General features: G+C 64.5%; 23 protein-coding genes and 1 pseudogene. 11 read left to right on the forward strand and 13 right to left on the reverse strand.

Annotation, left to right across the window (positions count from 1 at the left end; genetic code table 11):
• Window positions 1-153 precede the first annotated feature (153 nt).
• From FFS13_RS17700 to FFS13_RS17730, 7 genes are all read left to right on the forward strand, one after another.
• Window positions 154-1005 carry a MaoC/PaaZ C-terminal domain-containing protein gene (locus FFS13_RS17700; protein WP_137820370.1) on the forward strand — a complete coding sequence of 284 codons (852 nt, stop codon included), beginning with the start codon at window positions 154-156 and terminating at the stop codon, window positions 1003-1005.
• A 37-nt stretch (window positions 1006-1042) separates the two neighbouring features.
• A complete protein-coding gene (locus FFS13_RS17705) occupies window positions 1043-1348 on the forward strand; it encodes a nucleotide pyrophosphohydrolase (RefSeq protein WP_137820371.1) in 306 nt (101 codons plus the stop codon).
• Window positions 1345-2094, forward strand: coding sequence for a methyltransferase (locus tag FFS13_RS17710; protein WP_137820372.1), 750 nt, complete (start codon window positions 1345-1347; stop codon window positions 2092-2094). The genes FFS13_RS17705 and FFS13_RS17710 overlap by 4 nt, the downstream gene beginning before the upstream one ends.
• 20 nt (window positions 2095-2114) lie before the next feature.
• Entirely contained in the window at window positions 2115-2717 is a 603-nt protein-coding gene (locus FFS13_RS17715; RefSeq protein WP_137820373.1) for a DUF4136 domain-containing protein, read from the forward strand.
• A 287-nt stretch (window positions 2718-3004) separates the two neighbouring features.
• A complete protein-coding gene (locus tag FFS13_RS17720; protein ID WP_137820374.1) occupies window positions 3005-3565 on the forward strand; it encodes a DUF4136 domain-containing protein in 561 nt (186 codons plus the stop codon).
• A gap of 38 nt (window positions 3566-3603) precedes the next feature.
• The gene (locus FFS13_RS17725) at window positions 3604-4086 is read left to right on the forward strand and encodes a GNAT family N-acetyltransferase (RefSeq protein ID WP_256657941.1); all 483 of its coding nucleotides are present in this window, start codon (window positions 3604-3606) and stop codon (window positions 4084-4086) included.
• 139 nt (window positions 4087-4225) lie between these two features.
• Window positions 4226-5356: a GGDEF domain-containing protein gene (locus FFS13_RS17730; RefSeq protein WP_137820376.1), complete on the forward strand. Its 1131-nt coding sequence runs from the start codon at window positions 4226-4228 to the stop codon at window positions 5354-5356.
• A gap of 34 nt (window positions 5357-5390) precedes the next feature.
• Here the strand turns inward: FFS13_RS17730 and FFS13_RS17735 are convergent, their stop codons facing one another.
• The 4 genes from FFS13_RS17735 to FFS13_RS17750 are packed head-to-tail and all read right to left on the reverse strand — an operon-like array spanning window position 5391 to window position 8929.
• Window positions 5391-6044, reverse strand: a complete 654-nt coding sequence (locus tag FFS13_RS17735) for an ABC-type transport auxiliary lipoprotein family protein (RefSeq protein WP_137820377.1) — start codon at window positions 6042-6044, stop codon at window positions 5391-5393.
• Entirely contained in the window at window positions 6041-6979 is a 939-nt protein-coding gene (locus tag FFS13_RS17740) for an MlaD family protein (protein WP_137820378.1), read from the reverse strand. The genes FFS13_RS17735 and FFS13_RS17740 overlap by 4 nt, the downstream gene beginning before the upstream one ends.
• Window position 6980: 1 nt before the next feature.
• Window positions 6981-7769 carry an ABC transporter ATP-binding protein gene (locus FFS13_RS17745; RefSeq protein ID WP_137820391.1) on the reverse strand — a complete coding sequence of 263 codons (789 nt, stop codon included), beginning with the start codon at window positions 7767-7769 and terminating at the stop codon, window positions 6981-6983.
• A gap of 14 nt (window positions 7770-7783) precedes the next feature.
• A complete protein-coding gene (locus tag FFS13_RS17750; protein WP_137820379.1) occupies window positions 7784-8929 on the reverse strand; it encodes an ABC transporter permease in 1146 nt (381 codons plus the stop codon).
• 270 nt (window positions 8930-9199) lie between these two features.
• On the opposite strand from FFS13_RS17750, the gene FFS13_RS17755 reads away from it, so the two are divergent.
• Window positions 9200-10327, forward strand: coding sequence for a glycoside hydrolase family 5 protein (locus FFS13_RS17755; RefSeq protein WP_137820380.1), 1128 nt, complete (start codon window positions 9200-9202; stop codon window positions 10325-10327).
• Here FFS13_RS17755 and FFS13_RS17760 read toward each other — a convergent pair.
• The 4 genes and pseudogenes from FFS13_RS17760 to FFS13_RS17775 all read right to left on the reverse strand — a co-directional run bounded on the left by FFS13_RS17760 (window position 10313) and on the right by FFS13_RS17775 (window position 14951).
• The gene (locus tag FFS13_RS17760) at window positions 10313-12079 is read right to left on the reverse strand and encodes an ABC transporter ATP-binding protein/permease (RefSeq protein WP_137820381.1); all 1767 of its coding nucleotides are present in this window, start codon (window positions 12077-12079) and stop codon (window positions 10313-10315) included. The two genes, FFS13_RS17755 and FFS13_RS17760, sit on opposite strands and share 15 nt — an antisense overlap.
• Window positions 12080-13060: a glucokinase gene (glk, locus tag FFS13_RS17765; RefSeq protein ID WP_137820382.1), complete on the reverse strand. Its 981-nt coding sequence runs from the start codon at window positions 13058-13060 to the stop codon at window positions 12080-12082. It abuts the gene before it with no gap.
• A gap of 196 nt (window positions 13061-13256) precedes the next feature.
• Window positions 13257-13528: pseudogene (locus tag FFS13_RS17770) on the reverse strand (penicillin-binding protein 1C); the annotation flags it as partial.
• A gap of 37 nt (window positions 13529-13565) precedes the next feature.
• A complete protein-coding gene (locus tag FFS13_RS17775) occupies window positions 13566-14951 on the reverse strand; it encodes an IS4 family transposase (RefSeq protein WP_137820392.1) in 1386 nt (461 codons plus the stop codon).
• A 509-nt stretch (window positions 14952-15460) separates the two neighbouring features.
• Here FFS13_RS17775 and FFS13_RS17780 point away from each other — a divergent pair.
• Both FFS13_RS17780 and FFS13_RS17785 read left to right on the forward strand, forming a co-directional pair.
• Window positions 15461-16804, forward strand: coding sequence for an MATE family efflux transporter (locus FFS13_RS17780; RefSeq protein ID WP_137820383.1), 1344 nt, complete (start codon window positions 15461-15463; stop codon window positions 16802-16804).
• A 68-nt stretch (window positions 16805-16872) separates the two neighbouring features.
• The gene (locus FFS13_RS17785; protein ID WP_137820384.1) at window positions 16873-17331 is read left to right on the forward strand and encodes a DUF2214 family protein; all 459 of its coding nucleotides are present in this window, start codon (window positions 16873-16875) and stop codon (window positions 17329-17331) included.
• 57 nt (window positions 17332-17388) lie between these two features.
• Here FFS13_RS17785 and speA read toward each other — a convergent pair whose 3' ends face one another.
• The 4 genes from speA to FFS13_RS17805 form a co-directional block, all read right to left on the reverse strand.
• Window positions 17389-19302, reverse strand: a complete 1914-nt coding sequence (gene speA, locus FFS13_RS17790; protein ID WP_137820385.1) for an arginine decarboxylase — start codon at window positions 19300-19302, stop codon at window positions 17389-17391.
• A 127-nt stretch (window positions 19303-19429) separates the two neighbouring features.
• A complete protein-coding gene (locus FFS13_RS17795) occupies window positions 19430-19801 on the reverse strand; it encodes a translation initiation factor Sui1 (protein WP_137820386.1) in 372 nt (123 codons plus the stop codon).
• Window positions 19802-20000: 199 nt separating this feature from the next.
• Window positions 20001-20549, reverse strand: a complete 549-nt coding sequence (locus FFS13_RS17800) for an NUDIX hydrolase (protein WP_137820387.1) — start codon at window positions 20547-20549, stop codon at window positions 20001-20003.
• Window positions 20550-20552: 3 nt separating this feature from the next.
• Entirely contained in the window at window positions 20553-21626 is a 1074-nt protein-coding gene (locus tag FFS13_RS17805) for a DUF2333 family protein (protein WP_137820388.1), read from the reverse strand.
• A 295-nt stretch (window positions 21627-21921) separates the two neighbouring features.
• On the opposite strand from FFS13_RS17805, the gene FFS13_RS17810 reads away from it, so the two are divergent.
• Window positions 21922-23625, forward strand: coding sequence for a PleD family two-component system response regulator (locus FFS13_RS17810; RefSeq protein WP_137820389.1), 1704 nt, complete (start codon window positions 21922-21924; stop codon window positions 23623-23625).
• Here the strand turns inward: FFS13_RS17810 and FFS13_RS19910 are convergent.
• The coding region (locus FFS13_RS19910) for a hypothetical protein (RefSeq protein WP_218568638.1) at window positions 23614-23822 on the reverse strand (209 nt) is incomplete at its 5' end. The genes FFS13_RS17810 and FFS13_RS19910 overlap by 12 nt on opposite strands.

Here is a 23822-nt window from a genome sequence, read left to right on the forward strand (position 1 = left end):
AGGGTTCTTATTGTCCGTGGGGCGCGGCCATCTTAGGCAGCTTTGGCCTTCTGGCTCAAGGATTGACTCGCCTGCCAGGCGCGCATGCCGCGCGGCCAATGTAGCCGCGGCGCGGCGGACTAAGCTGCTGGCACCTGCACCAGGAGCTTCTCCATGGCCACCGCTTGGCTCGACCTACCCACCCCGCCGGCTCTGCCCGGCCTGTTCGCCCGCGCCGCACTACGCCATGGCGTAACCGGGCAGCCCCTGCCCAGCGGTGGCCTGCGCTGCTCGATCGACGTCGAGCCGGAGCATCTGGCGCGTTACCGGCAGCTCTGCGGCTTCAGTGACGACGGCCGGTTGCCGCCGACCTACCCGCACATTCTCGCCTTCGCACTGCAAATGCAGCTGCTCACCGCGAAGGCCTTCCCCTTCCCGTTGCTCGGCCTGGTGCACCTGGAAAACCGCATCCGCGTGCTGCGCCCGCTCGGCGGCCTCGGCCCGTTCAGCGTCAGCGTGCAGGTGGCAGACCTCCAGCCCCACGAAAAGGGCGCGGTCTTCAGCCTGATGACCCGCCTCGAAGACCAGCTCGGCCTGCTCTGGGAAGGCGACAGCCGCATCCTCTGCCGGGCCCTGCGCCTGGATGGCCAACCCATCCAGCGCGCCGAGGACGAGCCGCTGGCGCTGGACGAAATCGCGCGCTGGCAGGCGCCGGCGGATATCGGCCGGCGCTACGCCAGGGTGGCGGGCGACTACAACCCTATCCATCTGTCCGCCCTCAGCGCCAAGCTGTTCGGCTTCCCGCGCGCCATCGCCCATGGCCTGTGGAACAAGGCCCGCGCACTGGCCGCCCTCGGCGAACGCTTGCCGGCGGCCGGTTATGAGGTCGAGGTGCGCTTCCAGAAACCGCTGCTGCTGCCCGGCGCAGCCAGCCTGCTGGCCAGCGCCGTGGCGCCCAGCGGGCAGTTCAAGCTGCAAGGCCAAGACGGCATCCCGCATATGAACGGTAGCTGGCGAGCGATCTAGCTGCGTGAAACAATGCGCCTCTGCCCCGGAGAGCCGCATGAACCTCGAAGAACTCACCACCCGCTTGCACACCATTCGCGACCGCAATGACTGGCGCGGCTTCCACAGCCCGAAGAACCTGGCCATGGCCGCCAGCGTGGAGATGGCCGAGCTGGTGGAAATCTTCCAGTGGCTCAGCGAAGACCAGTCGCGGCGACTACCGACGGATCAGCTGGCGCACGCCGGCCAGGAAGTCGGCGACATCGTGCTGTATCTGTTGCTGCTTTGCGCTGAACTCGGCATCGACCTGGAGCAGGCCGTGCGCGCCAAGTTGGCCGATAGCGAACGGCGGTTCGGCAAATGAGCGACAGACACTTCGATGAGCTGGCGACACGCTTCGCCGAGAAGATCTACGGCGGCGCCAAGGGTTCGATTCGCCTGGCGGTGCTGCAGGCCGACCTCGCCGAAAGCCTGCCGGACCGCCCGCTGCGGGTGCTGGATGTCGGCGCGGGCTTGGGCCATATGTCCTTGTGGCTGGCCGAGCGCGGCCATCAGGTCACCCTCAGCGAACCTGCCGAACCCATGCTGCAGGGCGCCCGCGAACGCTTTGCCGCGGCCGGGCAGAGCGCAACCTTTATTCAGGCGCCCTGGCAGGAGTTGCTCGGCCAACTGACCGAACCCTACGACCTGGTGATCTGCCACGCGGTGCTGGAGTGGCTGGCCGAACCGCACGCGATCCTGCCGGTACTGCACCAGTTGACGGCGGCGGGCGGCTGGCTGTCGCTGGCCTTCTACAACCGCGATGCGCTGATCTACCGCAACCTGCTCAAGGGCCACTTCCGCAAGCTGCGCAAACACGAGTTTGCCGGTGAAAAACAAAGCCTGACGCCGCAGCGGCCGCTTGATCCACGTGAGCTGGCGGCGCAACTCGCCGGTCACTGGCAGGTCGAAACCCAGAGCGGCGTGCGTGTGTTTTACGACTATATGCCGGTGGAATTCCAAGCCAAGGCCGAGCTGGTCGATCTGCTGGAAATGGAGCTGGCGCACCGCCGCCACCCGGGCTTTATGGGCCTGGGGCGCTATTTGCATTGGATCTGCCGCCCTCTTTAGGGGTCGGCCCGGAGGACGTAATGAATCGCCGCCTGAGTGTGTTGCTGTGCTGCCTTAGCCTGGCGGCCTGCCAAGGCAGCAACCCCTATACCGCCAGCTCCAACCCGTTGCCAGCGGCGCCAGCGCAGGCGGCCAATACGCTCGACCTCAGCGCTTATCCCGCCGCGCCACGCGATTACGGCCGCTACCGCAGCTGGGCGTGGCTGGATGGCCGCCTGCCGGCCGGCAGCTCATGGGCCAGCCCGGAACTGCTGCAGGAGACCCTCAGCACCGGCCTCGACCAGCGCGGCCTGCGCCCCGCCCGGCAAGGCGCCGAGGCCGACCTGCGCGTCAGCGCGGATATGCATGTCGAGCGCCGCTTGCGCCAAGTGCAGGAGGACTACGGCAGCTATTACGGCCACGGCCCCTATGGCAACCACTACGGCCTGTATGGCAGCCTGCCGCTGGTCCGCACCTACGAGGAGGAGGTCATGGTGGTGCGCATCGACCTGTTCGACGCCAACAATGGCCAGGCGGTGTGGAGCGGCAGCGCCGAAACGGCTGACCGCGGCAGTCAGTCGGAGCGCGCCGCTGCACTGCGTTCCGCCGTCCAGCAAGCCCTGAGCGACTACCCGCCGAACTAGTGGACTGGACGGTTGCTTGGTGCACTTATCGCGATGCCTGTAGGCTGGCGTAGAGCGCAGCGACCAAACGGCAGGAAAGCCGTTTTGCACAGCTTCAGCTGCCCGCAGGGCGAGGTGCATGGATGCACCTCATAAAACCCAGCAAACAGCGACTCAATGCTGCCTCGCTAGAACCTCAAGGGCTCACCGACCGGCCGAAAAACACGGCTCACAGGCCGTTGCAATCTGCGCTTGCGGTCGCCCTCCGCTTGCGCTTGGATAGAGGCTCTAGCTCCGGAGATGCCATCATGTCCCCCCGCTCTTTCTTAGTCCCCATCCTGTTGCTACTGGCCGCCTGCCAGACCGACCAAATCAGCCGCGATTACGACGCCACTCGCGACTTCGCTGCCTATCGCAGCTGGAGCTGGCAAGAACCGGCGTTGCAGTACCGGCCGGACGACCCGCGGGTCAAAAGCGACCTCACCGAGCAGCGCATCCGTGAAGCCATCAGCCAACAGCTCGAGCAACGCGGCCTGCGCCCAGCGCCAGCCGCTGCCAAGCCAGACCTCAAGGCCCAGGCCTGGCTGATAGTCGAGAACCGTCAGGATCAGGTCAGCACCAGCTACGGCGGGGCCTGGGGCGGTTACTGGAACGGCTACTGGGGTGGCCCGGCTTACACCGAGACACGCAACTACGACTACAAAGTCGCCACCATCCAGGTCGACCTGTTCGACGGCAAGGACGGCAAGCTGGTCTGGCGCGGCAGTGCCGAGCAGGTCATGCGTAGCGCCCCGCCGAGCCCCAGCGAGCGCGAAGCGGCAATCCGCGAGACAGTCGGCAAGCTGCTGTCGCACTATCCGCCGCACTGATGGCTGAATGCCCGAACATTAAGGAAGGACAACTAGGCTTGCCCACACAACTCAGCCACCGCCCGGCGACTGTCGCCGATCTGGACGACCTAGTCGGCTTCCCGCAGAGCCCGGACGAGCTGTTCTTCTGCTATCCCAAGGCCGTCTGGCCGCTGACCGTCGGCCAGTTGGCCGCGGCGATGGCCGAGCGCCGCAACAGCAGCGTGGTACTGCTCGATGGTCGGCCCGCCGGCTTCGCCAACTTCTACCAGTGGCAGCACGGCGAGTTCTGCGCCCTCGGCAACCTGATGGTGGCCCCCTGGGCGCGCGGCCACGGCGTGGCCAACTACCTGGTCGGGGTGATGGAACAACAGGCGCGGGAGCACTACCAAGCCAAGCTGATGAAGGTCTCCTGCTTCAACGCCAACAGCGCCGGCCTGCTGCTCTATCCCAAACTCGGCTACCAGCTCAGCGGCCTGGTCGAGCGCCGCAACCAGCTCAATCAGCGCGTGGCCCTGCTGCAGTTCAGCAAAGCGCTCTAGCACGCGGCGCGGAGTCAACGGCCAATTGGCCAAACAAGTTGCCAGTGTGCTGGCCGCCGCGGCTGATTTCGGCAAAAGATGGCGCTTCGACAGCGCAAGCGACTAAGCTCGGTTCAGGCCGCATTTGTGATCTCAGCCCATGACCGACGCCGAGCTACCCCATTCGTCGCACGCCTTCCGCCTCTGGCGCGAGGCCCAGCACACCTACTCACGCACCCGCCTGGGCGGCATCTATTACCTGCTGGCCTGGCTGCTGGTCTGGGGCTTCAGCGCCGCGCCAGACGCGCACCTGCTGCTGGGCCTGGGCACCACGGCCTTCTTCGCCCTGATCATGGTCCTGCGCTGGCTGCACCGGCTGCCCTCCGGCTATGACGAAGACCGCCTGCGCCGCTGGCTGGGCCGGCAAGCCTGGCTGGTCTGCGGCAACGCCCTGGGCTGGGGCCTGGTTCAGGCCTGGACCCTGCAAGCCATCGACTTCGCCCCTTCGCAGTCGATCGCCGCCATCAACACCATCGCCATCAGCGCGGCGATGGTCTTCATCTTCTCGATGGATCGCAGTCGCGGCACCCTGGCCATCCTGCTGCTCTATCTGCCGGGGCTCGCGGTGCTCCTGCCGGATGCCGCGGCGCACCTCGGCGAGCTGGTGGCCCTGGCCTTCTTCCTCGGCTATCTGCTGCTGACCCTGGGCCACAGCCACCGCGAATACCTCAACACCCTGGAACTGGAACTGCGCCTGCTGGAACAGCAGGAGAGCCTGGATCACCTGAGCCGCACCGATAGCCTGACCCAACTGGGCAACCGCTACCAATTCAACAGCCTGTTCCAGACCTTGGTGGCCAACGCTCGGCGCGACGGCGAGCCCTTGTCGCTGGTGCTGCTGGATATCGACTTCTTCAAGCGGGTCAACGACGAGCATGGCCACGCCAGCGGCGATGCCTGCCTGAGCGCCTTCGCCATGCGCATGCGCAACGTATTCCGGCGCGACAGCGATGCCCTGCTACGCCTCGGCGGCGAGGAATTCGGCGTGTTGATGCCCAACACCACGCTGCAGCAGGCACGGGAGCTGGCCGAACGTTTTCGCCAGGAACTGGCGCAGACCGGCCTCGACCTGAAAGGCCAGCGCTTGCCGCTGACCGCCAGCCTGGGCGTGGGCTGTTTCGATATGCTTCTGGACAGCGACGCCGAAGCCTTCTTCAAACGGGTCGACAGTGCCCTCTACCAGGCCAAGAGCAGCGGCCGCGACCGCCTGGTACTGGCGCCTGCGGGCTGACCGCCCCCCCCGGCAGCCAGCCTGCGGGCCGCGGTCAACGCAGGTTCCGGGCCTGCAGCTGACCTTGTTGCAGGGTCCAGGTCAGCAACTGCCCGGCGAGCGCATCGCTGGCCTGGCCGAACGCCGCGACCACATCCGCCACCCGCGCGCTGCTGGCCGCCTGGCGCACCTCGAAGCGCCGCACCGCGACTATCTTGTGGCTAGCGCTCTGCACCAGCCGCACATCCAGACGGATCACCACCTCGGGCTGCCTAGCGCGGTATTCACTCTGAAAGGCCCGCAGGTCGCTGACCAGTTCCAGGTCGGCCTGCAGTTGCCGGTCGTCGCTGCTGAGCGAGCTGATCCGGCCATCGGCCTGGAAGGTTTCGAGCAGACGGTCGCGCAGCAGCACCGGGCCGGCGTCGCTCCAGCGCGCGCCCTTGTAGCTGCTGATCAGGCTGCCGTGGGGCAGCACGGCAATGCGCGAGTTATCCAGCACCTGGTTGGCCTGCGGTTTGGCGACCCGCAGAGACCAGTCGACCGCAGGGCCCCCGCTGGCCTGAGGGCTAACGCCGCCGGGCAACAGGTAGACATCGTTCGGCTCGGCCTGCGGCAGCAGCGAGCAGCCTGACAGCAGGCCCAGCAGCGCACCCGCGCAGAGCACACTTAAACGGCAGCGCAAACCAAGCGGCTGCAGGGACGGCCTCATGGTTCAAACTCCTTGCTCTTGTCGCCGCCGAGCAGGTAGCTCGCCGGGTCTTCTTCGAGGCGGCGCGAAATCGAACGCAGCCCACTGAGGGTTTCCCGCAGCTCGCTGACCGCCGGGCCGATTTCACCCAAGCCCCGAATACCGGCGTTGAGCGAGTCATGGTTGTCGTTCAGCAAGTGCTCGAGGTTGCGACTGGCCCGTTCCAGGGCGGCCATGGCCTGCCGTGCGCTGTCGAACGCAGCCCTGCCCTGCTGGTCCAGCAGGCCATTGGCGGTGCGCATCAAGTGCGCGCTCTGCTCGAGGGTCAGGTTGGCCTGTTTGCTGGCGCTGGCCAACTGCTGCAGCAACTCGCGAATGTCGTTGCGCTGCGCGGCGAGCACCCCGGTCGCCAGATCCAGATGCTCCAGGGTCCGGCTGATGCGCGCGGCGTTCTCCGGCGAGAACATCCGGTTAGCGCTGTCGACGAATGTATTGATATTGCTCAGCAGGTCTTCGCCGTTGGCCAGCAGCGTGGCGATCGGCGAAGGGTCGGCGACTATCACCGCCACCTGGCCATTGTTGCCCGCAAGCGCCGGGCTATCTGGCGAGCCGCTGGTCAGCTGGATAAAGGCACCGCCGGTGATACCGATCAGTGCCAGTTTGGCCCGCGTGTTCTGCTTGATCGGCGTATCGCCAGCCAGACGCACGCGCGCCCACACCTTGCGCGGGTCCTGCGGGTCGAGTTTGAGCTGAACGACATCGCCGACCTTGATCCCGCTGTACTGCACCGCACTGCCCTTCGACAGGCCAGTCACCGCCTCGTTGAAGACAATGTCGTAGAGGGTGAACTCGCTGTCCGCGCTGGACTTGGTCAGCCATAAGCCGAACAACAGCGCGGCGGCCACCACCAGCACGGTAAACAGGCCGATCAACACATGATGGGCGCGGGTTTCCATATCAACGAGTCTCCGCCAGACGTGCACCTGCCTGCTGGGCCGCACGGCCCCGTGGGCCATGGAAATAGGCGTGCACCCAGGCATCGTCAGCGGCCGCCACCACCTCCAGGCTACCGACCGCCAGCACGCGTTTTTGCGCGAGCACCGCGACCCGGTCGCACAGGGTGTAGAGCGTATCGAGGTCGTGGGTGACGAGAAAAACCGTGAGGTCGAGCGCGGCGCGCAGGGTCAACAGCAACTGGTCGAAAGCCGCCGCACTGATGGGGTCGAGGCCGGCGGTCGGCTCATCGAGAAACAGAATTTCCGGGTCCAGGGCCAACGCGCGGGCCAGTGCCGCGCGCTTGACCATGCCCCCGGACAGCGAGTCGGGATACTTATTCGCGGCACTGGCGGGCAAACCGACCAGCGCCAACTTCACCCCGGCCAGGTGCTCGGCGTCGGCGCGGCCAAGCCCGGCATGCTCGATCAGCGGCAGGGCGATGTTCTCGCTCACGGTCAACGAGGAAAACAGCGCGCCGGCCTGGAACAGCACGCCGAAGCGGCGCTCCAGTTGCGAACGGCGCTCGGCCGACAGGCTCGCCAACTCCTCACCGAACACCTGCACGCTGCCGGAGGTCGGCCGCCGCAGGCCGACTATGGTGCGCAGCAGCACCGACTTGCCGGTCCCCGAGCCACCGACCACGCCGAGTATCTCGCCGCGCTGGAGATCCAGGTCGAGGTGCTCATGCACCGTCTGCGCGCCGAAGCGGTTGCCCAGGTCGCGCACCTGGATAATCGCCTCGCGGGCCACTGCGGGACTCGTGCTCACCAGCCCATCTCCATGAAGAACAGCGCGGCGACGGCGTCCAGCAGGATCACCACGAAGATTGACTGCACCACGCTGGAGGTGGTGTGGTCGCCGACCGATTTAGCGCTGCCACTGACTTTGAAACCCTCCAGGCAACCGATTAGCGCAATCAGGAAGGCAAACACCGGCGCCTTGGCCAAGCCGACGAGGAAATGCCGGACCTCGATATCGCGTTGCAGGATCGCCATGAACATCGCCGGCGAAATATCCAGCGTCAGCACGCAGACCACGGCGCCACCGATGATCCCCGCGAGCATGGCCAGAAACGTCAGGAGCGGCAGCGTCACCAGCAGCGCCAGCACCCGCGGCAGGACTAGCAACTCGATGGGGTTAAGGCCCAGGGTGCGGATCGCGTCAATTTCCTCGTTGACCTTCATCGAGCCGATCTGCGCGGTGAAGGCGCTAGCAGTGCGCCCGGCCATCAGGATCGCCGTGAGCAGCACGCCGAATTCACGGAGAAAGGCGAAGGCCACCAGATCGACGGTATAAACGCTGGCACCGAACCTGGCCAGCACCGTGGCGCCGAGAAACGCCACCACCGCACCGACCAGAAAGGTCAGCAGCACGACGATGGGCACGGCGTTCAGCCCGCTCTGCTCAATCTGTGCGACCAGTGCGGTGACCCGCCAGCTACGCGGCCGCAACAGGCTGCGCGCCAGGGTTTCCAGGGTCAGGCCGATAAAGGCCAGCAGCGCGCTGAGCAGCCGCCAGAGCACTTCGAGCGCACGGCCAATCTGGGCCAGCCATTCGAGCAAGCCCGAACGCTGCTGGGGTTTTTCCGGCGTGCCATCTTCCGTCAGTGCGCTGCCAACCGTTTGCAGCAGCGCGCGCCGCGCCGCCGCCAACCCCGGCGCACTGCTCGCCAGACTGAGCAAACGCTCGGCCCCGAGCAGCTCGGCCAACAGCGCCGCGCCGGCGGTATCCAGTGCACCGAGGCCATCGAGCAGCACCTGAGTCTCCGCGTCGAGGCCCGCGCGCAGTTCGGCGACTTCGCGGGCCAGGGCGGTGTAATGAGGCAGGGTCCAGTCCCCGGAGACAAATAGACTCGGCGGGGTAGCCGAGGCTTCCAGGCGGACGCTTCCTGCTTGCGGCACTCTAGTCATAGCTAGGTCTTTCTCGGCCGGGAAATACGGCTGTGCTTTAGCGAACTCTGGCGCGACACCTGAAGCCCGGTCCAAGGCGGCGCCAGCTAAGCTTCAGTCAAGCACACTGCACTCGACCCGCGTCGTTTGCCCGGCCTCGTCGAGCACGCCGAGCCATAGCGGCCGCGGGGTTATCTGTTATCGCAGAGCAAGATCAGCATGGCCGGCCCATCTATGCTTAAGCCGTCGCGGTCTCTTGCCGCAGTCCTGTCTGGTTAAAGGAGCACAGTCATGGAGCAGAAGATTCCTGTCCACGCCAACCCTGGCAAGAAATTGCGCGGAGTAAATCTAGGCGGCTGGCTGGTTCTGGAGAAGTGGATGACCCCCAGCCTGTTCGCAGGGTTGCAGGCCGTCGATGAAACCAGTTGGTGTGTCGAGCTGGGCCCACAGGCCACGGCAAGGCTGCACCAGCACTGGAACAGCTTTATCAGCCGCGAGGACTTTGTCTGGCTGCACGAGCGCGGCATCAATGCCGTGCGCATTCCACTCGGCCACTGGATATTCGGCGCGGATTATCCCTATCACCGCAGCTACGGCGAAAACCGCTTCCCCTTTGTCGAGGGCGGGCTCGAGGTGCTCGACCGGGCGTTTGCCTGGGCGGAAGAATTCCAGCTGAAGGTTGTCCTGGATCTGCATGCCGCCCCCGGCTGCCAGAACGGCTTCGATAACGGCGGGATCAAGGATGTCTGCGAATGGCACACCCAGGCGCACTACCGCGAGCACTCGCTGAGCGTGCTGGAGCGCCTGGCCGAGCGCTACCACGGCCAGCCCAGCCTGCATGCCATCGAGGTCCTCAACGAGCCGCGCTGGGACGTGCCGACCGAGTACCTGAAGCGCTACAACCTCGACGCCTACCAGCGCATTCGCCGGTACTGCCGGGCCGAGCAGGTCAGCGTGGTCTTCCATGACGGCTTCCGCTCCTTCGAGGAGTACCTGGGTTTCATGCAGGCGCCGGAGTTTGCCAACGTGGTGTTCGATATCCACCGCTACCAGTGCTTCGAGCGCGGCGACATCGACAGCGATATTTACACCCACCTGCACAAGGCCAGCGGCCAATGGAAAACCGAGGCCGATGCGCTCATCGAGCAACTGGGGGTACCGGCCTATTGCGCCGAGTGGAGCCTGGGCCTCGACCTGAAGGTGGTCTCGCTCTGGGCGGAGGGGCCGTTCAATCACGCCCTGGAGAGCATGGACGGCTTCCAGCAGGACATCGCCTATCGCGGCTATGCCGCCGCCCAGTTGCTGACCTTCGAGAAGTACCTGGGCTGGTTCTTCTGGAGTTATAAGACCGAAACCACGCCGGCCTGGTGTTTTCGCGAATGCGTCCGGCGCGGCTGGTTGCCCTCAGGTTTTTCTTAGCGCGCGAATCGGCATGCTGCTGCGGAGGAACTTCTCTTGCGGCAGGTGCTTGAGCAGCAGCTTGCGCTGGTAGTAACGCTCGAGGCCGGTTTGAAAACTGATGGCCAGCAGCGTCGCGTTGGGCAGTTCGTGGTGCAGCATGTCCATCATGTATTCCTCGCCTTTGGGGTCAAAGGCATTGGTCGCCTCTTCGATGAACACCCAGGCCGGCTGCTGCAGGAACAGCCGGGCAATGCCGAGGCGTTGCTGCGCGCGCAGCGGCAACACGCGATCCCAGTTATCGACCTCGCCCAGGCGCGGCGCCAGCCAGGCAACCCCGGCGCATTCCAGGGCATGCTGCAGGGCACTGGCCGCGAAGGTATCCGCCGGCCGCGGATAACTCAGCACCGACTGCAAGCTGCCAAACGGCAGGAATGGCCGCTGCGGCAAGAAGCTGATCGCCGACCCCGCCGGCAGCCAGACCTCGCCATGCCCCCACGGCCACAAGCCGGCCAGCACCTTGAACAGGCTGATGCTGACCGCCGGATCGCCGGCAATCAGCACCCGCTCGCCAGGCTGGATCACCGCGTTGAGCCCCTCGATCAAAATCTGCCCGTCGGGGTTGGCGATGCACAGATCGCGCAGCACCAGCTCGGCCTGGTTCGACTGCGCCAGGCTGATGCGATGCTCTTGCGGCTCGGCGGCCCGCTCTTCGAGCAGCAGCAGGTCGCCGTAGAGGCTCATCACCCGGTCCGCGGAAGCCCGGCAGCGCGCCAGCTCGGCGAGGTTATCGATCGGCCAGGAGAGTGCCGAGGTCAGTTGCTGGAACGCCTGCGCGGCCTGCATCAACACCCCCAGGCTCATGCTGCCGGCAATGTACTGGGGGGCCATGACCAGGATCGGGAACACCGGCAAGAGCACGCCGTAGCCCGAAGAAAACGACACGATTCCCAGATAGCCGAGGGTCTGGCGGTACCAGCGGCGGCCCAGCTCGGCGAAAAACGCCGTCGAGTTCTGCCGCTCGACCCCTTCGCCCTGCATCAGCGCAATCGACTCGGAACTCTCCCGTGAATGCGCCAGCCCAAAGCGGAAATTCGCCTCCGCGGTTTGCAGCTTGTTGGTCGCATTGATCAGCGGACGCCCGAGCAGCATGCCGAACAGCGTGCCGGCGGCGGCGTAAGCAAACGCCAGGATCACCATATAACCCGGCACCAACAGGGCGGTACCGGGTAAGTGGGCACTGCCGGTAACCGTCAGCAGGATGTCGACAAAACTGCCGAAAATCAGCAGCGAATAGACTAGCGAGTGGGCCAGGCCGATCGCGCTTTCGGTGACGACGCGGATATCTTCGGCGATACGTCCATCTGGGTTGTCATGCTCACCGGCGGTCAACTGCAACTGGTAGTGATGCCCGTGCGCCATCCATTGGTCGAGGACCTTGGCCGTCAGCCACCTGCGCCAGTCCAGCTGTAACCAGCGCTTGACCTGCATATGCAGCGCCGTAACGCCCATGGTCAGCAGCAGGATCAGCACGAAGGTGCCGATCTGCACCAGCAAGCGGCTTAACGACTTCTCCTCCAGGGCATCGAAGAGCGCGCGATTCCAGTAACTCATCCAGATCACCAGGCCGACCTGGGCCAGGGTCAACAGCAGCAGTGCCAGGGTAAAGGCGCGTACCTTCCACTTCTCGGCGGAGTTCCAGTACGGCATGACCAGCCGCAGGAACTGCCAGGGCAACCTCGACGGTTGCCGCAGCTCTGCCGGCCCAGCCATTTACTCGGTCCCCCGCGCGGCGGCTGACGGCCGGCACAGTTGCGCCGCCAGAGTGGCAGCGCCGAACAAGCCCAGTTGCTCATTCAACACCACATGCAGCGGGATGCTCTCCAGCAGCTCGCGCAGCGGCGGTTTGTTCACGAACGCCTCGACAACCGCCGGACTCTGCAGAAAGCCGAGGATTTTCGGGGCTATCCCACCACTCAGATAAACCCCGCCGCGGGCCAGGCTGAGCAGCGCCAGATTGCCCGCGCAGGCGCCGTAGATCCGCGCAAACAGCGCCAGCGCCGCAGCGGCCAGCGGCTCCCCGCGCTCCGCCGCGCGGCTAATCGCCCGTGCATTCGGCGCAGCCTCGCGCAACTGCACACCCGCCCCGCAGAGAAACCCGTAGATGCGCTCCAGGCCAGGCCCGGACAGCAGCAGTTCCTGGCTGGCGCGCCCGTAAGCGCTCTGCAGCGCCTGGCATAAAGCCAGTTGCTGAGCATCCAGGGGGGCGAAGTCGGCCAGCCCGCCCTGACTGGCCAAGGCCTGCCAGTGCCCGCCGCAGCGGACCTGCATGGCCATGCCCAAGCCGCTGCCGGCCCCGAGCAACGCCCGCACCCCCTCAGGCTCAGGCTGGCCCTGTTGCAAGGTGCACAGATCGCTCGCGGGCAAAGCCTCCAGGGCATAGGTTTGCGCGGCAAAATCATTCAACAGCCGCACTGTGGGGATGCCGAACTGCTGGCCGATCAGGCTGGCATCGAGCCGCCAGGGCAGATTGGTCATGCTCACTCGCGACCCCTGGACCGGCCCGGCGACGGCAATGCAGGCCGCGGCCGGACGTTCACCCGCGGCCAGGAACAGCTCCAGCAGGGCCTGCAAGCCGGGATACTCATGAGCCAGAAAACTCTGCTGGCGAACCCTGCGCCAACCCGTAGCGCAGGGCTCCCCCAACAACAGGCGGGCATGCGTACCACCCACATCTACCGCCAGAAAAATCATCGAACCCCCTACTGCTCAAGGCTGAGAACCCTAGGTTGCTCAGCGAACTCCGGGGAGGGTGTTGTCCACCCTACGAAACTATTCTTTCGCGGCTAAGGCATAGCCGCGGGGCGCAGCGGTGGTGTATGCGCAAACACTGGCCGGTGACGGTGTTTGCAGCACCTTGAGCCCAGCACGAGGCGACGCCCTATAAAGCTCAGTCAAGCACACTGAACTCGATCCGTGCGGTTTGCCCGGATTCATCGAGCACGCTGAGCTGATAGCGGCCACTGCGTTCGAGGGCTGGTTGATCGCGGTTTCCGCCGCGCTAGCGGCCAGCGGCGCGCCGTTCAGGAACCACCAACGGTGGCCGCTGCCACCCAGGGCGGTGAGTTTCAGGCGCAGGGGTTCGGCGCTGGCAGCCGGCCGCCGCAGGCTATCGCCTTCGCGCACGCCGACGATGGCCAGCGGCGCCGCTGCCGGCGGCAGTTGCGCCCAGCCTAAAGGGGTCGGAGTGGAATGGCACTTACTTAACCTTTTTCGGATGTCCATTTTTCCTGACTTCCGCCCTTGCGGTTGTACGTGCCTTGGTCAGCAGTGGATAAGGCTTGGGCCTTCGCTTGATAGCTCGAGGTTCAGTCCGTCCAGGGCGGTTTCCAACTCGTTTCTGGGCGATCAGCATCAGCAGATTTGACATGTCGTCATCCTCTCCCAGGCCGCCGTATTGCCTCCACGCGAGCCATAGCTGAAGGCTGTGCTTGAAGCTCAGTTCGCGAGGCAAACAGTCCGCGAGCAGGGCCGATTGCGCCATGATCAACCGGATCAGATTGTGTGCCAGTAAATAGACCCATAGTTCCTTAACCGCCATGGCCGGTGTCTTACAGCTCAGCATCTCCAGTCCCAGCGTGGTCTTGATATTGCGCAAGTCCAGTTCGACATGCCAGCGGCTCTTGAACAGCGACTTCAGGGCTGTTTTGGGCGCCTGCTTCGGGCAATGCAGTGTCGTTACCAAAATTTTCTCACCCGCCTTCAGCTCACGCACTTTCAGCCTCTCAGGCGCCTGCTCGTAATACGCCTGGCTCATCCACGCGGGCCTTTTCGGGGGCTTTTGCAGCTCGATCAAATGATCACGCGAACCCAGTCGCTGCCCACGTCGAAAATCGGTGCTGCGTCGGCGAGCACCATATTGCTCAAACACGCCGTCCACGCCCCTGCACCGCAACTCGTACAACAAAAAATAAGTGGCGTAATAGGCATCGCCCAACAAGATGTCACCTCGACTCAACGTATCGAGCATCGACCTGAGCAGGGTCTGCTCATCACCACCCTTGCCTCGAAAGCGACCAAGCGCTGCATCTAAAACAGCGCCACTGGATAGACAAACGATGCCTACCATTCGGCATAGCGGAAAACCAAGGCCTGCTTTCTGGCCGCGAGACTGCGGATAGGCGGCCTGATTGGCTGCAGTGTCGGGCATCGTAATCGTCGTGCCGTCCACAAGACGTACAGGCCGCCCCATCCAGCGCCATGACTGCGGTGCTTGATCACTTATTGAGCACCCTGTATGGCGTAATAGCGTTGAAACCATCTCCACAGGCAGCCGCTTTCTGGCTTTGCAGTAGGCGCCTGTATAAGTGCTGCTTGGCTTCAAGCCGCCGCATAAGCGCTTGATAGATAGGTCATTGACTGCGTGTTGGCAGGAACGATCGGCATTCATCGCTTGAGCCAGAAACATGGACAGCGTCTCGGTCGGCGGAAACAGCCGTTCTCGGTGCTCCGGCAGCGATGACTCGACGGACTCCAGCAACTCGGGGCCAGTGAGTAGATTGAAAAATGTGTAGGCATCACTGTTCGAGGCGTGATGACGAATGCGTTGCTGTTGATGCTGGACGGTTTGGCGCCTAGGATTCATGTGGGCTGTGTTCTTGGTGGATCGGTGTGTGTTCGCAACTATCACCGTAGACCAAGGCCAGCCTTTCTTCTTTTGCATCAGCTAGTTAGCGTTTAAGTAAGTGCCATTCGGGTCGGAGTGATTTACCTTTAACCAAAGGTCCTCCCCGATGGCATTGCCCAACCACCCGACCCAAGTGCCGCTTGTGGGCCGGCACAACTGGCAGATACATCCGCTGTTTACGTGGCATGGCAAACTCCTTTTGCCCATTCGACAAGATCAACAGCTTAACTGATCAAAAACAAATCACTCCGACCCCTTTAGTTCCCTTTAGTTGGACCCCTTTAGTTGCAGAGTTGCAGGGGGGAAACGGAAGCCGGGAACTATAGCCGAGCGGCACTGCGGATGCCGGGTATGGAGCACGGGGGGGATAAGAAAGGCGTTATCCCACCACGGCCCCCCAGGCACCTCATCACCACGCACGCGGCGACAGGCCGCCCCTATAATGCTGCCTCCTCTGGAGCGACCTTATGCTGCGCGACGCCTGGCAACACGCACCGACCCACCGACGCGTCTGGGCGCTGGCCGCGCCTATGATCCTGTCCAACCTCTCGGTGCCGCTGGTGGCTCTGGTCGACAGCGCCGTGGTCGGCCATCTGCCGCATGCCTATCAACTGGCGGCGGTGGCGGTCGGCGGTAGCCTGTACACCTTGCTGGTCTGGGCCATGGGCTTCCTGCGCATGGGCAGCACCGGCTTCGCCGCCCAGGCCGCCGGGCGCGGGGATGGCGGCGCATTGCGGCAGGTCCTGTGCCAAGGCCTGCTGCTGGCGCTGGGCCTGGCGCTGCTGCTGGGGTTGCTCGCGGTACCCTTGAGCGGCGGCGCCTTGGACCTGATGCAGCCGTCGGCGGAGTTGCAGCAACTGACCCGCGACTTTCTCGCCACCCGCCTGTTCGGCCTGCCTGCCGCGCTGGCCAACTACGCGCTGGTCGGCTGGTTTCTCGGCACGCAGAACGCCCGTGCGCCGCTGGCGATTCTGCTGACCACCAATCTGATCAATGTGCTGCTGGCGCTGTGGTTCGTCCTCGGCCTGGACTGGGGCGTGATCGGCGCCGCACGCGCCTCGGTGTTGGCCGAGTGGAGCGGCGCCCTGCTCGGCCTGGCGCTGACGCGCAAGGCGCTGCGCAAGTATCCCGGCCAAATCGACTGGGCCGCGCTGCGCCACTGGCTGAACTGGCGACCCTTGCTGGCGGTGAACCGCGACATCTTCATCCGCACCCTGGCGCTGGAATTGGTGTTCTTGCTGATCACCGTACAGGGCACTCGCCTGGGGGACGCGACTGTCGCCGCCAACGCCCTGCTGCTCAACGGCCTGCTGCTCAGCGCCCATGCCCTCGATGGCTTGGCGCATGCCGTGGAGGCGCTGTGCGGCCATGCCATAGGCGCCCGCGATCGCACCGCACTGCGCCGCTCTCTGATAGTCGCCGGCGGCTGGTCGCTGTTGGCCAGCCTGGGTTTCGCGCTGTTCTTCCTGCTCGCCGGCCCGCTGTTTGTCCAGCTGCAAAGCGACATCCCCACGGTGCGCGCCACCGCCCAGCTCTACCTGCCCTACCTCGCGCTGCTGCCGCTGATTGCGGTGTGGAGCTATGTGCTCGACGGCCTGTTTATCGGCGCCACCCGGGCGCGGGAAATGCGCAACGCCATGCTGCTCAGCGTACTGCTCGCCCTACCACTGGCCTGGGGCCTGCAAGGCCTGGGCAATCACGGCCTGTGGCTGGCGTTTCTCGGCTTTATGCTGCTGCGCGGGCTGAGCCTCGGCGCGCTCGCCTGGCGCCTGAGCCGTGACGATGCTTGGCTTAGAGCGGCCCCCGCTTGAAAGGATTAGCTACGGCGTTTACCAACGATCAATAACACCAACCCCGTGACGACCCGAAAGGAGTTCCCATGGCCGAAGCCATCGCCGCGTACCTGCATTACCTATCGATCTTTCTGCTGTTCGCCCTGCTGGTGCTGGAGCATCGGCTGTTCAAACTGCCGCTGGATCTGCAGCGGGCCCGCAGTCTGATCCGCATCGACATCGCCTACGGCCTGACGGCCGGCCTGGTGCTGGCCAGCGGCGCGGCGCGCGTCATCTGGTACGGCAAAGGCGCCGCCTATTACCTGCACAACAGCCTGTTCCACGCCAAGCTGGGGTTGTTTCTGGTGATTGCGCTGGTCTCGGTCCTGCCAACTTTCACCTTCCTCAACTGGCGCAATGCGCTGAAGGCCGGCCAGGTGCCGCAAATCGGCCCACGGCAGGCCCAGCTGACGATCATCAGCATTCGCCTGGAACTGCTGTTGCTGCTGATTCTGCCGCTGTTGGCCAGCCTGATGGCGCGCGGTTATGGGGTGATGGGGCAGTAATTTCCGAACAGAAAAAAACCGACTTCGCGTCGGTTTTTTTCTGCCTGCGGAACTGACTCAGCTCGACAGGTAAGACGAACGCGTCAGCCCCAGCCGCAGCGCGTCGAGGAACTGGGTGCGTTCGCCGGCGCTGAGCTTGGCGCTGGCGACCTTGTCGCGGTAGTGGGTCATCAACTCTTCCGGCGACAGGTGCACGTAACGCAGCATGTCCTCGATGGTGTCGTGGGTTTCGATGCCGGCGTGGTACACGCTGCCGTCCGGGTTCTGGTAGATGTTCACCGAGTCGGTGTCGCCGAACAGGTTGTGCATGTCGCCCAAGATCTCTTGATAGGCGCCGACCAGGAAGATGCCCAGCAGATAGTCTTCGCCCTCACGTACTTCATGGACCGGCAGGCTGGTTTCGATGCTCTGCTCGTCGACGTACTGCTTGATCTTGCCGTCGGAGTCGCAGGTCAGGTCTTGCAGCACCGCGCGGCGCAGCGGCTCTTCGTCGAGGCGGTGCAGCGGCAGGATCGGCAGCACCTGGCCGATGGCCCAGGTGTCCGGCAGGCTCTGGAACACCGAGAAGTTGCAGATGTACTTGTCGGCGAGCTTGTCGTTCAGCTCATCCAGCACCTGACGATGGGAGCGCTGGCGAGCCTTCAGCGAGTTGTGCAGCCGGCGGCAGACGGCGAAGTAGCACTGCTCGGCCAGGGCCTTCTGCACCAGGCTGATCTTGCCGTCGGCGTACTGGCTGGCGACGTCGCTCATATAGTGGGTGGCGCGCCAGTAGGTTTCGGTGACCATCTCGAGATCGGTCGGGCCGAGCAGGTCGACCAGCCATTGCACGGTCTCCGGCAGGCTGTCCTGGTCGTCGATGACCGGCACAGCATCGTTGTGCTTCTCGACGTCGGTCACCTGCACCACCAACATCGCGTGGTGCGCGGTCAGCGAACGGCCGCTCTCGGAGAAGATATGCGGGTGCGGCAGCTCCTGGGCGTCGCAGAACTCCTTCAACATGCCGACCACCACGCCGGCGTAGTCGTCCATGTCGTAGTTGATCGAGCTGGCGTTGCGCGAGTGGGTGCCATCGTAGTCGACACCCAGGCCACCGCCCACGTCGATATGATCGACCGGCAGGCCCAGACCACGCAGCTCGCCGTAGTAGCGGATGGCTTCCTTGAAACCGTGCTGGTAGTCCGCAAGATTCGCTATTTGCGAGCCCATATGGAAGTGCAGCAGACGGATGCCCTGATCCAGCTTGGCCGCGCGGAAGCGCTCGACCACCGACAGCAGCTGCGCCGCCGACAGGCCGAACTTGGACTTCTCGCCACCGGTATCGGCCCATTTGCTCGAAGCCAGGGACGACAGGCGCACGCGCAGCCCGATCTGCGGGGCGACCTTCAGCTCGGCCGCCTCCTCGATCACCAACTGCACCTCGGATTCTTTCTCGATGACGATAAAGACGTTGTGGCCGAGCTTCTGCCCCATCAGCGCCAGGCGGATGAACTCGCGGTCCTTGTAGCCGTTGCAGACTATGGTGCCGCCCTTAGGCGCCAGCGCCAGCACCGCCAGCAGCTCGGGCTTGGAGCCGGCTTCCAGGCCGATGGAGACGTCCTGGGTGGCGATGATGTTCTCCACCACCGCTTCCTGCTGGTTGACCTTGATCGGGTACAGCGCGGTGTAGCGGCTCTGGTACTCGAGGCGGGCGATGTTGGCGTCGAAGGCGCCGGTCAGTTGGCGCACGCGGTCTTGCAGAATGTCCGGGAAGCGCACCAGCAAAGGCAGCGACAAACCGCTGCTGCGCAGCTCGTCGAGCTGGGCGAACAGGTCGATCGGCGCGCTGCTCGGGCCCCTCGGGCGCACCTCGACGCGACCCGCGTCGTTGATCGCGAAATAGCCGGCGCCCCAATGGCGAATGCCGTAGACGCTACGGCTGTCCGCTACGGTCCACTGGCTGCCGTCATCTTTACGTGTGCGTCGTACGGACATCGAGGTCCCCTTCTATCAAGAAATCAAAAGCTCCGACCAGGCCGGACCGAAGCAGAATAAGCAGTGGCAATGACGATTACTGAGGTGTTGACCGACGGCCCAAAGCAGAAGTTTAGAAAGTGCCGGGCTAGCCGCCAGATTTCTTCGCCTTGAAGCCGTGCTTGGTCAGCTCATCCAGCAGCAGTTGCACGTGGTCGCCCTGAATCTCGATGACCCCGTCTTTCAGCGAACCCCCGCAGCCGCAGCGCCGCTTGAGCTGGCTGGCCAGCTCCTTGAGCGGTTCTTCGGCCAGCGGCACACCGCTCACTGTGGTCACCGTCTTGCCGCCGCGCCCCTTGGTTTCGCGGCGCACACGGGCGACCCCATCCCCGGCGGGGATGACACTCTGCTTGCAGATACAGGCATCCACCGGCTGGCTGCAGTCCGGGCAATGCCGGCCTGCATCGGTGGAAAACACCAAACCGCCAAGGGCGGCAAAGGACGAAGCTTTCTTGACCACCGGGCTATCCTCGTAGGGGTCAGAAGGGTCTATCTCGGCAGCTGATGATTGAAATAGACCTGAAAGCGACTGGCTGACGCTGGTCAGCCGCGAAGCCCCACTCTGGCAGGGGCAGCGCACCTGGGCCGGGAGGCTCAGGCTTGAAAAGCCGCGCAGTGTAACGGCAAAAACCAACAATGCTAAGAGCGAAATTGCGCCATTAATCGGCGGATTGGCGACCTCGGGCCAGATAGCGCTGCAGGGCGGCCAGGGAGTCCGGGCAATAGGGCTTTTCCCGGGTTTGCGCCAGGACCTCGGCGACAGGGAGGAAGCACGCCTCCAGCACCTCCTCCGGCTGCAAGCGCAGCGGCCCATCCGCCACAGCGGAAAACGCCGTGCACCAGAGCCGGCTTTCTGGCGCGTCATAGAAAAAGTGCGCGTGCTCGATCAGCGGCACACCGGCCACCCCCAGTTCCTCCTCCAGCTCACGGGCGGCGGACTCGGCGTAGCTTTCCCCTTCCAGCACCATGCCGCCGGCGGCCACGTCCCAGTAGCCGGGGTACAGCGCCTTGCTCAGGGTGCGCCTATGTACGCAGAGCTCACCGGCGGAATTGAACAGCAGGATATAGGTGCCACGGCCGATCAGGCCGCGCCGCCGCAGCTCGAGTCGCGGCATACCGCCCAGCGGACGGTCGGCCTCGTCGACCCAGGCCACGCGTTCCGCATCGGAGGCCGCCCGGTGGGCCGCCTCTCTGGCTGAAAAACCCATGACTCAACCCTGACTCAACAGCTGACGCAGGTCGATGATCGCGGCATTGGCCCGCGAGATGTAGTTGGCCATCACCAGCGAGTGGTTCGCCAGCACACCATAACCGCTGCCATTGAGGATCATCGGGCTCCACAGCGGCTCCTGCGAAGCCTCCAGCTCGCGGATGATCTGCCGCACGCTGACGGCGGCGTTCTTCTTCGCCAGCACATCGGCGAAGTCCACCTCGATCGCCCGCAGCAAGTGCGACAACGCCCAGGCCTGACCACGCGCCTCATAGAACACGTTGTCGATCTGCAGCCACGGCGTTTCATAGGCTTGTTCGCTGACCGCCGGCGCCTCAGCGTCGGCGACCGGCGCGGCATTGTCCTTCAGCCCGGTATTCAGGCGAACCTGACCGACGCTGGCGGACAAGCGCTGCGACAAGGAGCCCAAACGCGTGGCGGTATCGCCCAACCAGTTATTCAGGTTGTCGGCGCGGGTATAGAACCGCGCATTCGGCTGGCTCGGGTCGGACAGGCGCGCCAGGTAGCGATCCAACGACCTGATCCCCTCGCGGTATTCCGCCTCGCTCTCCGGCAGGGCCCAGCTTTTATTGTCGAAGTTGAAACGCGGCTCGGCCTTGGCCAGATCCGGGTCTTCGGTGGACTGTGTCTGCGAGCGGGCGAAGTCTTTGCGCAGGGCCCGCGACAGGTCACGCACCTGCACCAGCACGCCGTATTCCCAGCTCGGCATGTTGTCCAGCCACACACCCGGCGGGGCGAGGTCGTTGGACAGGTAGCCGCCCGGCTTGTCGAGCAGGGTGCCGACGACCTGTTTCAAGGTTTCCACCGTGGTGTAACCGCTGACCAGCTGGCGTTGCGCCTGCTCGGCGGCCGCCTGGGCATTCTGTTGCACCGGGAACAGCTCAGGTTCCTGGTTCCAATACCAGCCGACCACCAACGCCACGAGCAGATAGAGGCCCAGCAGCGAGCCCAGCGCCCGGCTGAGCCAGAGGCCGCCAAAGTAGCTACGCACATCATCCACCGAGTCATCGACACTGTCGCGCAAGCTGCCCGCGCGGTTCTTCCAGTTCAGCATGGCCATGTCCTTCAATCATCGAATTCAGCTGTTCGAGCACAACCCCGCTGCAGGGTTGCCGTCCTGCCTCGCACTATAAGGGAAGCGCCAGTCGATGCGCAGCGCCGACAGCGTAAACTTAGAGCGGGCTGAGCATCCTTAGCGAGCAGCGGTCGAACGTTCTGCCCCGCCGCAGATCGAAGGTTGGCGGCAAATGCTCGGCGGTGCTAGCGTACCTAAAGACCAGTGGCGGCATAGAGCCATCACCCAGACCGCTCTGCGGCGGCACATAAACATAATAAGAAGAAGCCAGGCCATGACCGAGCAAGAAGATCCCAATCGCGACCGCCTCAAACACCACTTCGCCCAACGGGTCATCCATCAAGCGCGGCAAGTGCTGGAGGTCTGGCAGCGGTTGCAGCACAGCGAATGGAACGCCGCGGAGCTGGCCGCGGCCAATCTGCGGCTGCAGCGTTATGCCGAGCGCTTCGAGCAAGCCGAACACGCGCAACTGGCACAAGGCATTGCCCATTGCCTGGAGGCCAGCGGCGCCAATCGCGGGCGCCTGACCAGCAGCCTGATCAGCGAACTCAACCAGCTTATGCAAAGGTTGTCGCGCACCGGCCTGCGGCATGGCGACCAGTTCGAACACACCTTCCTGCCGCCGCTACGCAAGCCGGTCTACCTGGCCTTGCAGGATTCTGAGCACGCCGAGCGCCTAGCCCAGCAATTGGAGTTCTTCGGCCTGATCGCCCAGCCGTTTGACCACGCCGAGGCCTTTCGCGCCGCCATGCTCAAGCGCCATCCGGCCGCCATCCTTATGGAAGTCGACTTCGCAGGCACAGGCCTGGGCCTGCAACTGGCGGCCGAAATTCAGCAAGACCTGGAGCAGAAGTTGCCGCTGCTGTTCTTTAGCCACGCAGACACCGACACCCCGACCCGTCTGGCGGCCGTGCGCGCCGGCGGCCAGGCGTTCTTCACCGGCAGCCTGGACGCCTCCAGCCTGTTGGAACGGATCGAAATCCTCACCCATGTGACGCAGCACGAGCCCTATCGCGTGTTGATCATCGACGACTCCCGCGCCCAGGCCACGCATACCGAGCGCGTACTCAACGGCGCCGGCATAGTCACCCACACGCTGCTCGAGCCGCTCCAGGCGATGGCCGCGCTGGCCGAGTTCCAGCCGGACCTGATCATCCTCGACATGTATATGCCGCAGTGCAACGGCACCGAACTGGCCAAGGTGATCCGCCATAACGACCGCTACGTCAGCGTGCCGATCATCTACCTGTCGGCCGAAGACGATCTGGACAAGCAGCTGGAGGCGATGAGCGAAGCCGGCGACGACTTCCTCACCAAACCGATCCAGCCGCGCCATCTGATCGCCACCGTGCGTAACCGCGCAGGCCGCGCGCGCAACCTGAAAGCGCGGATGGTGCGCGACAGCCTGACCGGTTTGTACAACCACACCCATATCCTCCAGCTGCTGGACGACTCGCGCCTGCGCGCCCGCCGCGCTGGCCAGCCGCTGACCTTCGCCATGCTCGATATCGACCACTTTAAGAAGGTCAACGACGGTTACGGCCACCCGATGGGCGACCGGGTGATCAAGAGCCTGGCGCTGTTCCTCAAGCAGCGCCTGCGCAAGACCGACCATATCGGCCGTTACGGCGGCGAAGAGTTCGCCGTGGTGTTGCCGGACACCGATGCCGGCACCGCGCGCAAGGTGCTCGACGAAATCCGCCGACGTTTCGCCGAAATCCACTACCCGGCACAGCCGCAGGAGCTGTCCTGCACCTTTAGCTGTGGCATCGCCCAGCTGCACGAGGGCATGGATATCAATACGCTGTCGAAACAGGCCGACGAGGCCTTGTATGTCGCCAAGCATGGCGGCCGCAACCGCGTGGAGATCTTCACCGACGAGGCCGCACCGACTCAGCCGCGGCCTATCGGGCAAAGCGTGACGCCCCTCACGTCGTCATCAGCCCACACTGAAAGCGCAATAAATTTAGAGGCCTAGCGTTGCGTCGTCGGTCGAGCCGTGCATGCGCCTGAAGCGACTCTCGGGTGGCCGCAGCACGCCCTGGAGCGCCCCTACCTGCCGATGGAGCGCTACCTGAGCCGGTCGCAACAGTTTCAGACTGCGGATTGCCCGTTGTTGCAGCCGGACCCCGGAAATCTGCCGCCCCGCCCCACCGGCAGCCCCAGTTCTTAGAC

Source organism: Pseudomonas sp. 2FG (genome assembly GCF_005502935.1).
Lineage (GTDB): Bacteria > Pseudomonadota > Gammaproteobacteria > Pseudomonadales > Pseudomonadaceae > Aquipseudomonas.

Bases quoted from the DNA above. Each gene is read 5' to 3' on its own strand.
- FFS13_RS17700 (WP_137820370.1), top strand. From the start codon at position 154: ATGGCCACCGCTTGGCTCGACCTACCCACCCCGCCGGCTCTGCCCGGC.
- FFS13_RS17705 (WP_137820371.1), top strand. From the start codon at position 1,043: ATGAACCTCGAAGAACTCACCACCCGCTTGCACACCATTCGCGACCGC.
- FFS13_RS17710 (WP_137820372.1), top strand. From the start codon at position 1,345: ATGAGCGACAGACACTTCGATGAGCTGGCGACACGCTTCGCCGAGAAG.
- FFS13_RS17715 (WP_137820373.1), top strand. From the start codon at position 2,115: ATGAATCGCCGCCTGAGTGTGTTGCTGTGCTGCCTTAGCCTGGCGGCC.
- FFS13_RS17720 (WP_137820374.1), top strand. From the start codon at position 3,005: ATGTCCCCCCGCTCTTTCTTAGTCCCCATCCTGTTGCTACTGGCCGCC.
- FFS13_RS17730 (WP_137820376.1), top strand. From the start codon at position 4,226: ATGACCGACGCCGAGCTACCCCATTCGTCGCACGCCTTCCGCCTCTGG.
- FFS13_RS17735 (WP_137820377.1), bottom strand. From the start codon at position 6,044: ATGAGGCCGTCCCTGCAGCCGCTTGGTTTGCGCTGCCGTTTAAGTGTG.
- FFS13_RS17740 (WP_137820378.1), bottom strand. From the start codon at position 6,979: ATGGAAACCCGCGCCCATCATGTGTTGATCGGCCTGTTTACCGTGCTG.
- FFS13_RS17750 (WP_137820379.1), bottom strand. From the start codon at position 8,929: ATGACTAGAGTGCCGCAAGCAGGAAGCGTCCGCCTGGAAGCCTCGGCT.
- FFS13_RS17755 (WP_137820380.1), top strand. From the start codon at position 9,200: ATGGAGCAGAAGATTCCTGTCCACGCCAACCCTGGCAAGAAATTGCGC.
- FFS13_RS17760 (WP_137820381.1), bottom strand. From the start codon at position 12,079: ATGGCTGGGCCGGCAGAGCTGCGGCAACCGTCGAGGTTGCCCTGGCAG.
- glk (WP_137820382.1), bottom strand. From the start codon at position 13,060: ATGATTTTTCTGGCGGTAGATGTGGGTGGTACGCATGCCCGCCTGTTG.
- FFS13_RS17775 (WP_137820392.1), bottom strand. From the start codon at position 14,951: ATGAATCCTAGGCGCCAAACCGTCCAGCATCAACAGCAACGCATTCGT.
- FFS13_RS17780 (WP_137820383.1), top strand. From the start codon at position 15,461: ATGCTGCGCGACGCCTGGCAACACGCACCGACCCACCGACGCGTCTGG.
- FFS13_RS17785 (WP_137820384.1), top strand. From the start codon at position 16,873: ATGGCCGAAGCCATCGCCGCGTACCTGCATTACCTATCGATCTTTCTG.
- speA (WP_137820385.1), bottom strand. From the start codon at position 19,302: ATGTCCGTACGACGCACACGTAAAGATGACGGCAGCCAGTGGACCGTA.
- FFS13_RS17800 (WP_137820387.1), bottom strand. From the start codon at position 20,549: ATGGGTTTTTCAGCCAGAGAGGCGGCCCACCGGGCGGCCTCCGATGCG.
- FFS13_RS17805 (WP_137820388.1), bottom strand. From the start codon at position 21,626: ATGCTGAACTGGAAGAACCGCGCGGGCAGCTTGCGCGACAGTGTCGAT.
- FFS13_RS17810 (WP_137820389.1), top strand. From the start codon at position 21,922: ATGACCGAGCAAGAAGATCCCAATCGCGACCGCCTCAAACACCACTTC.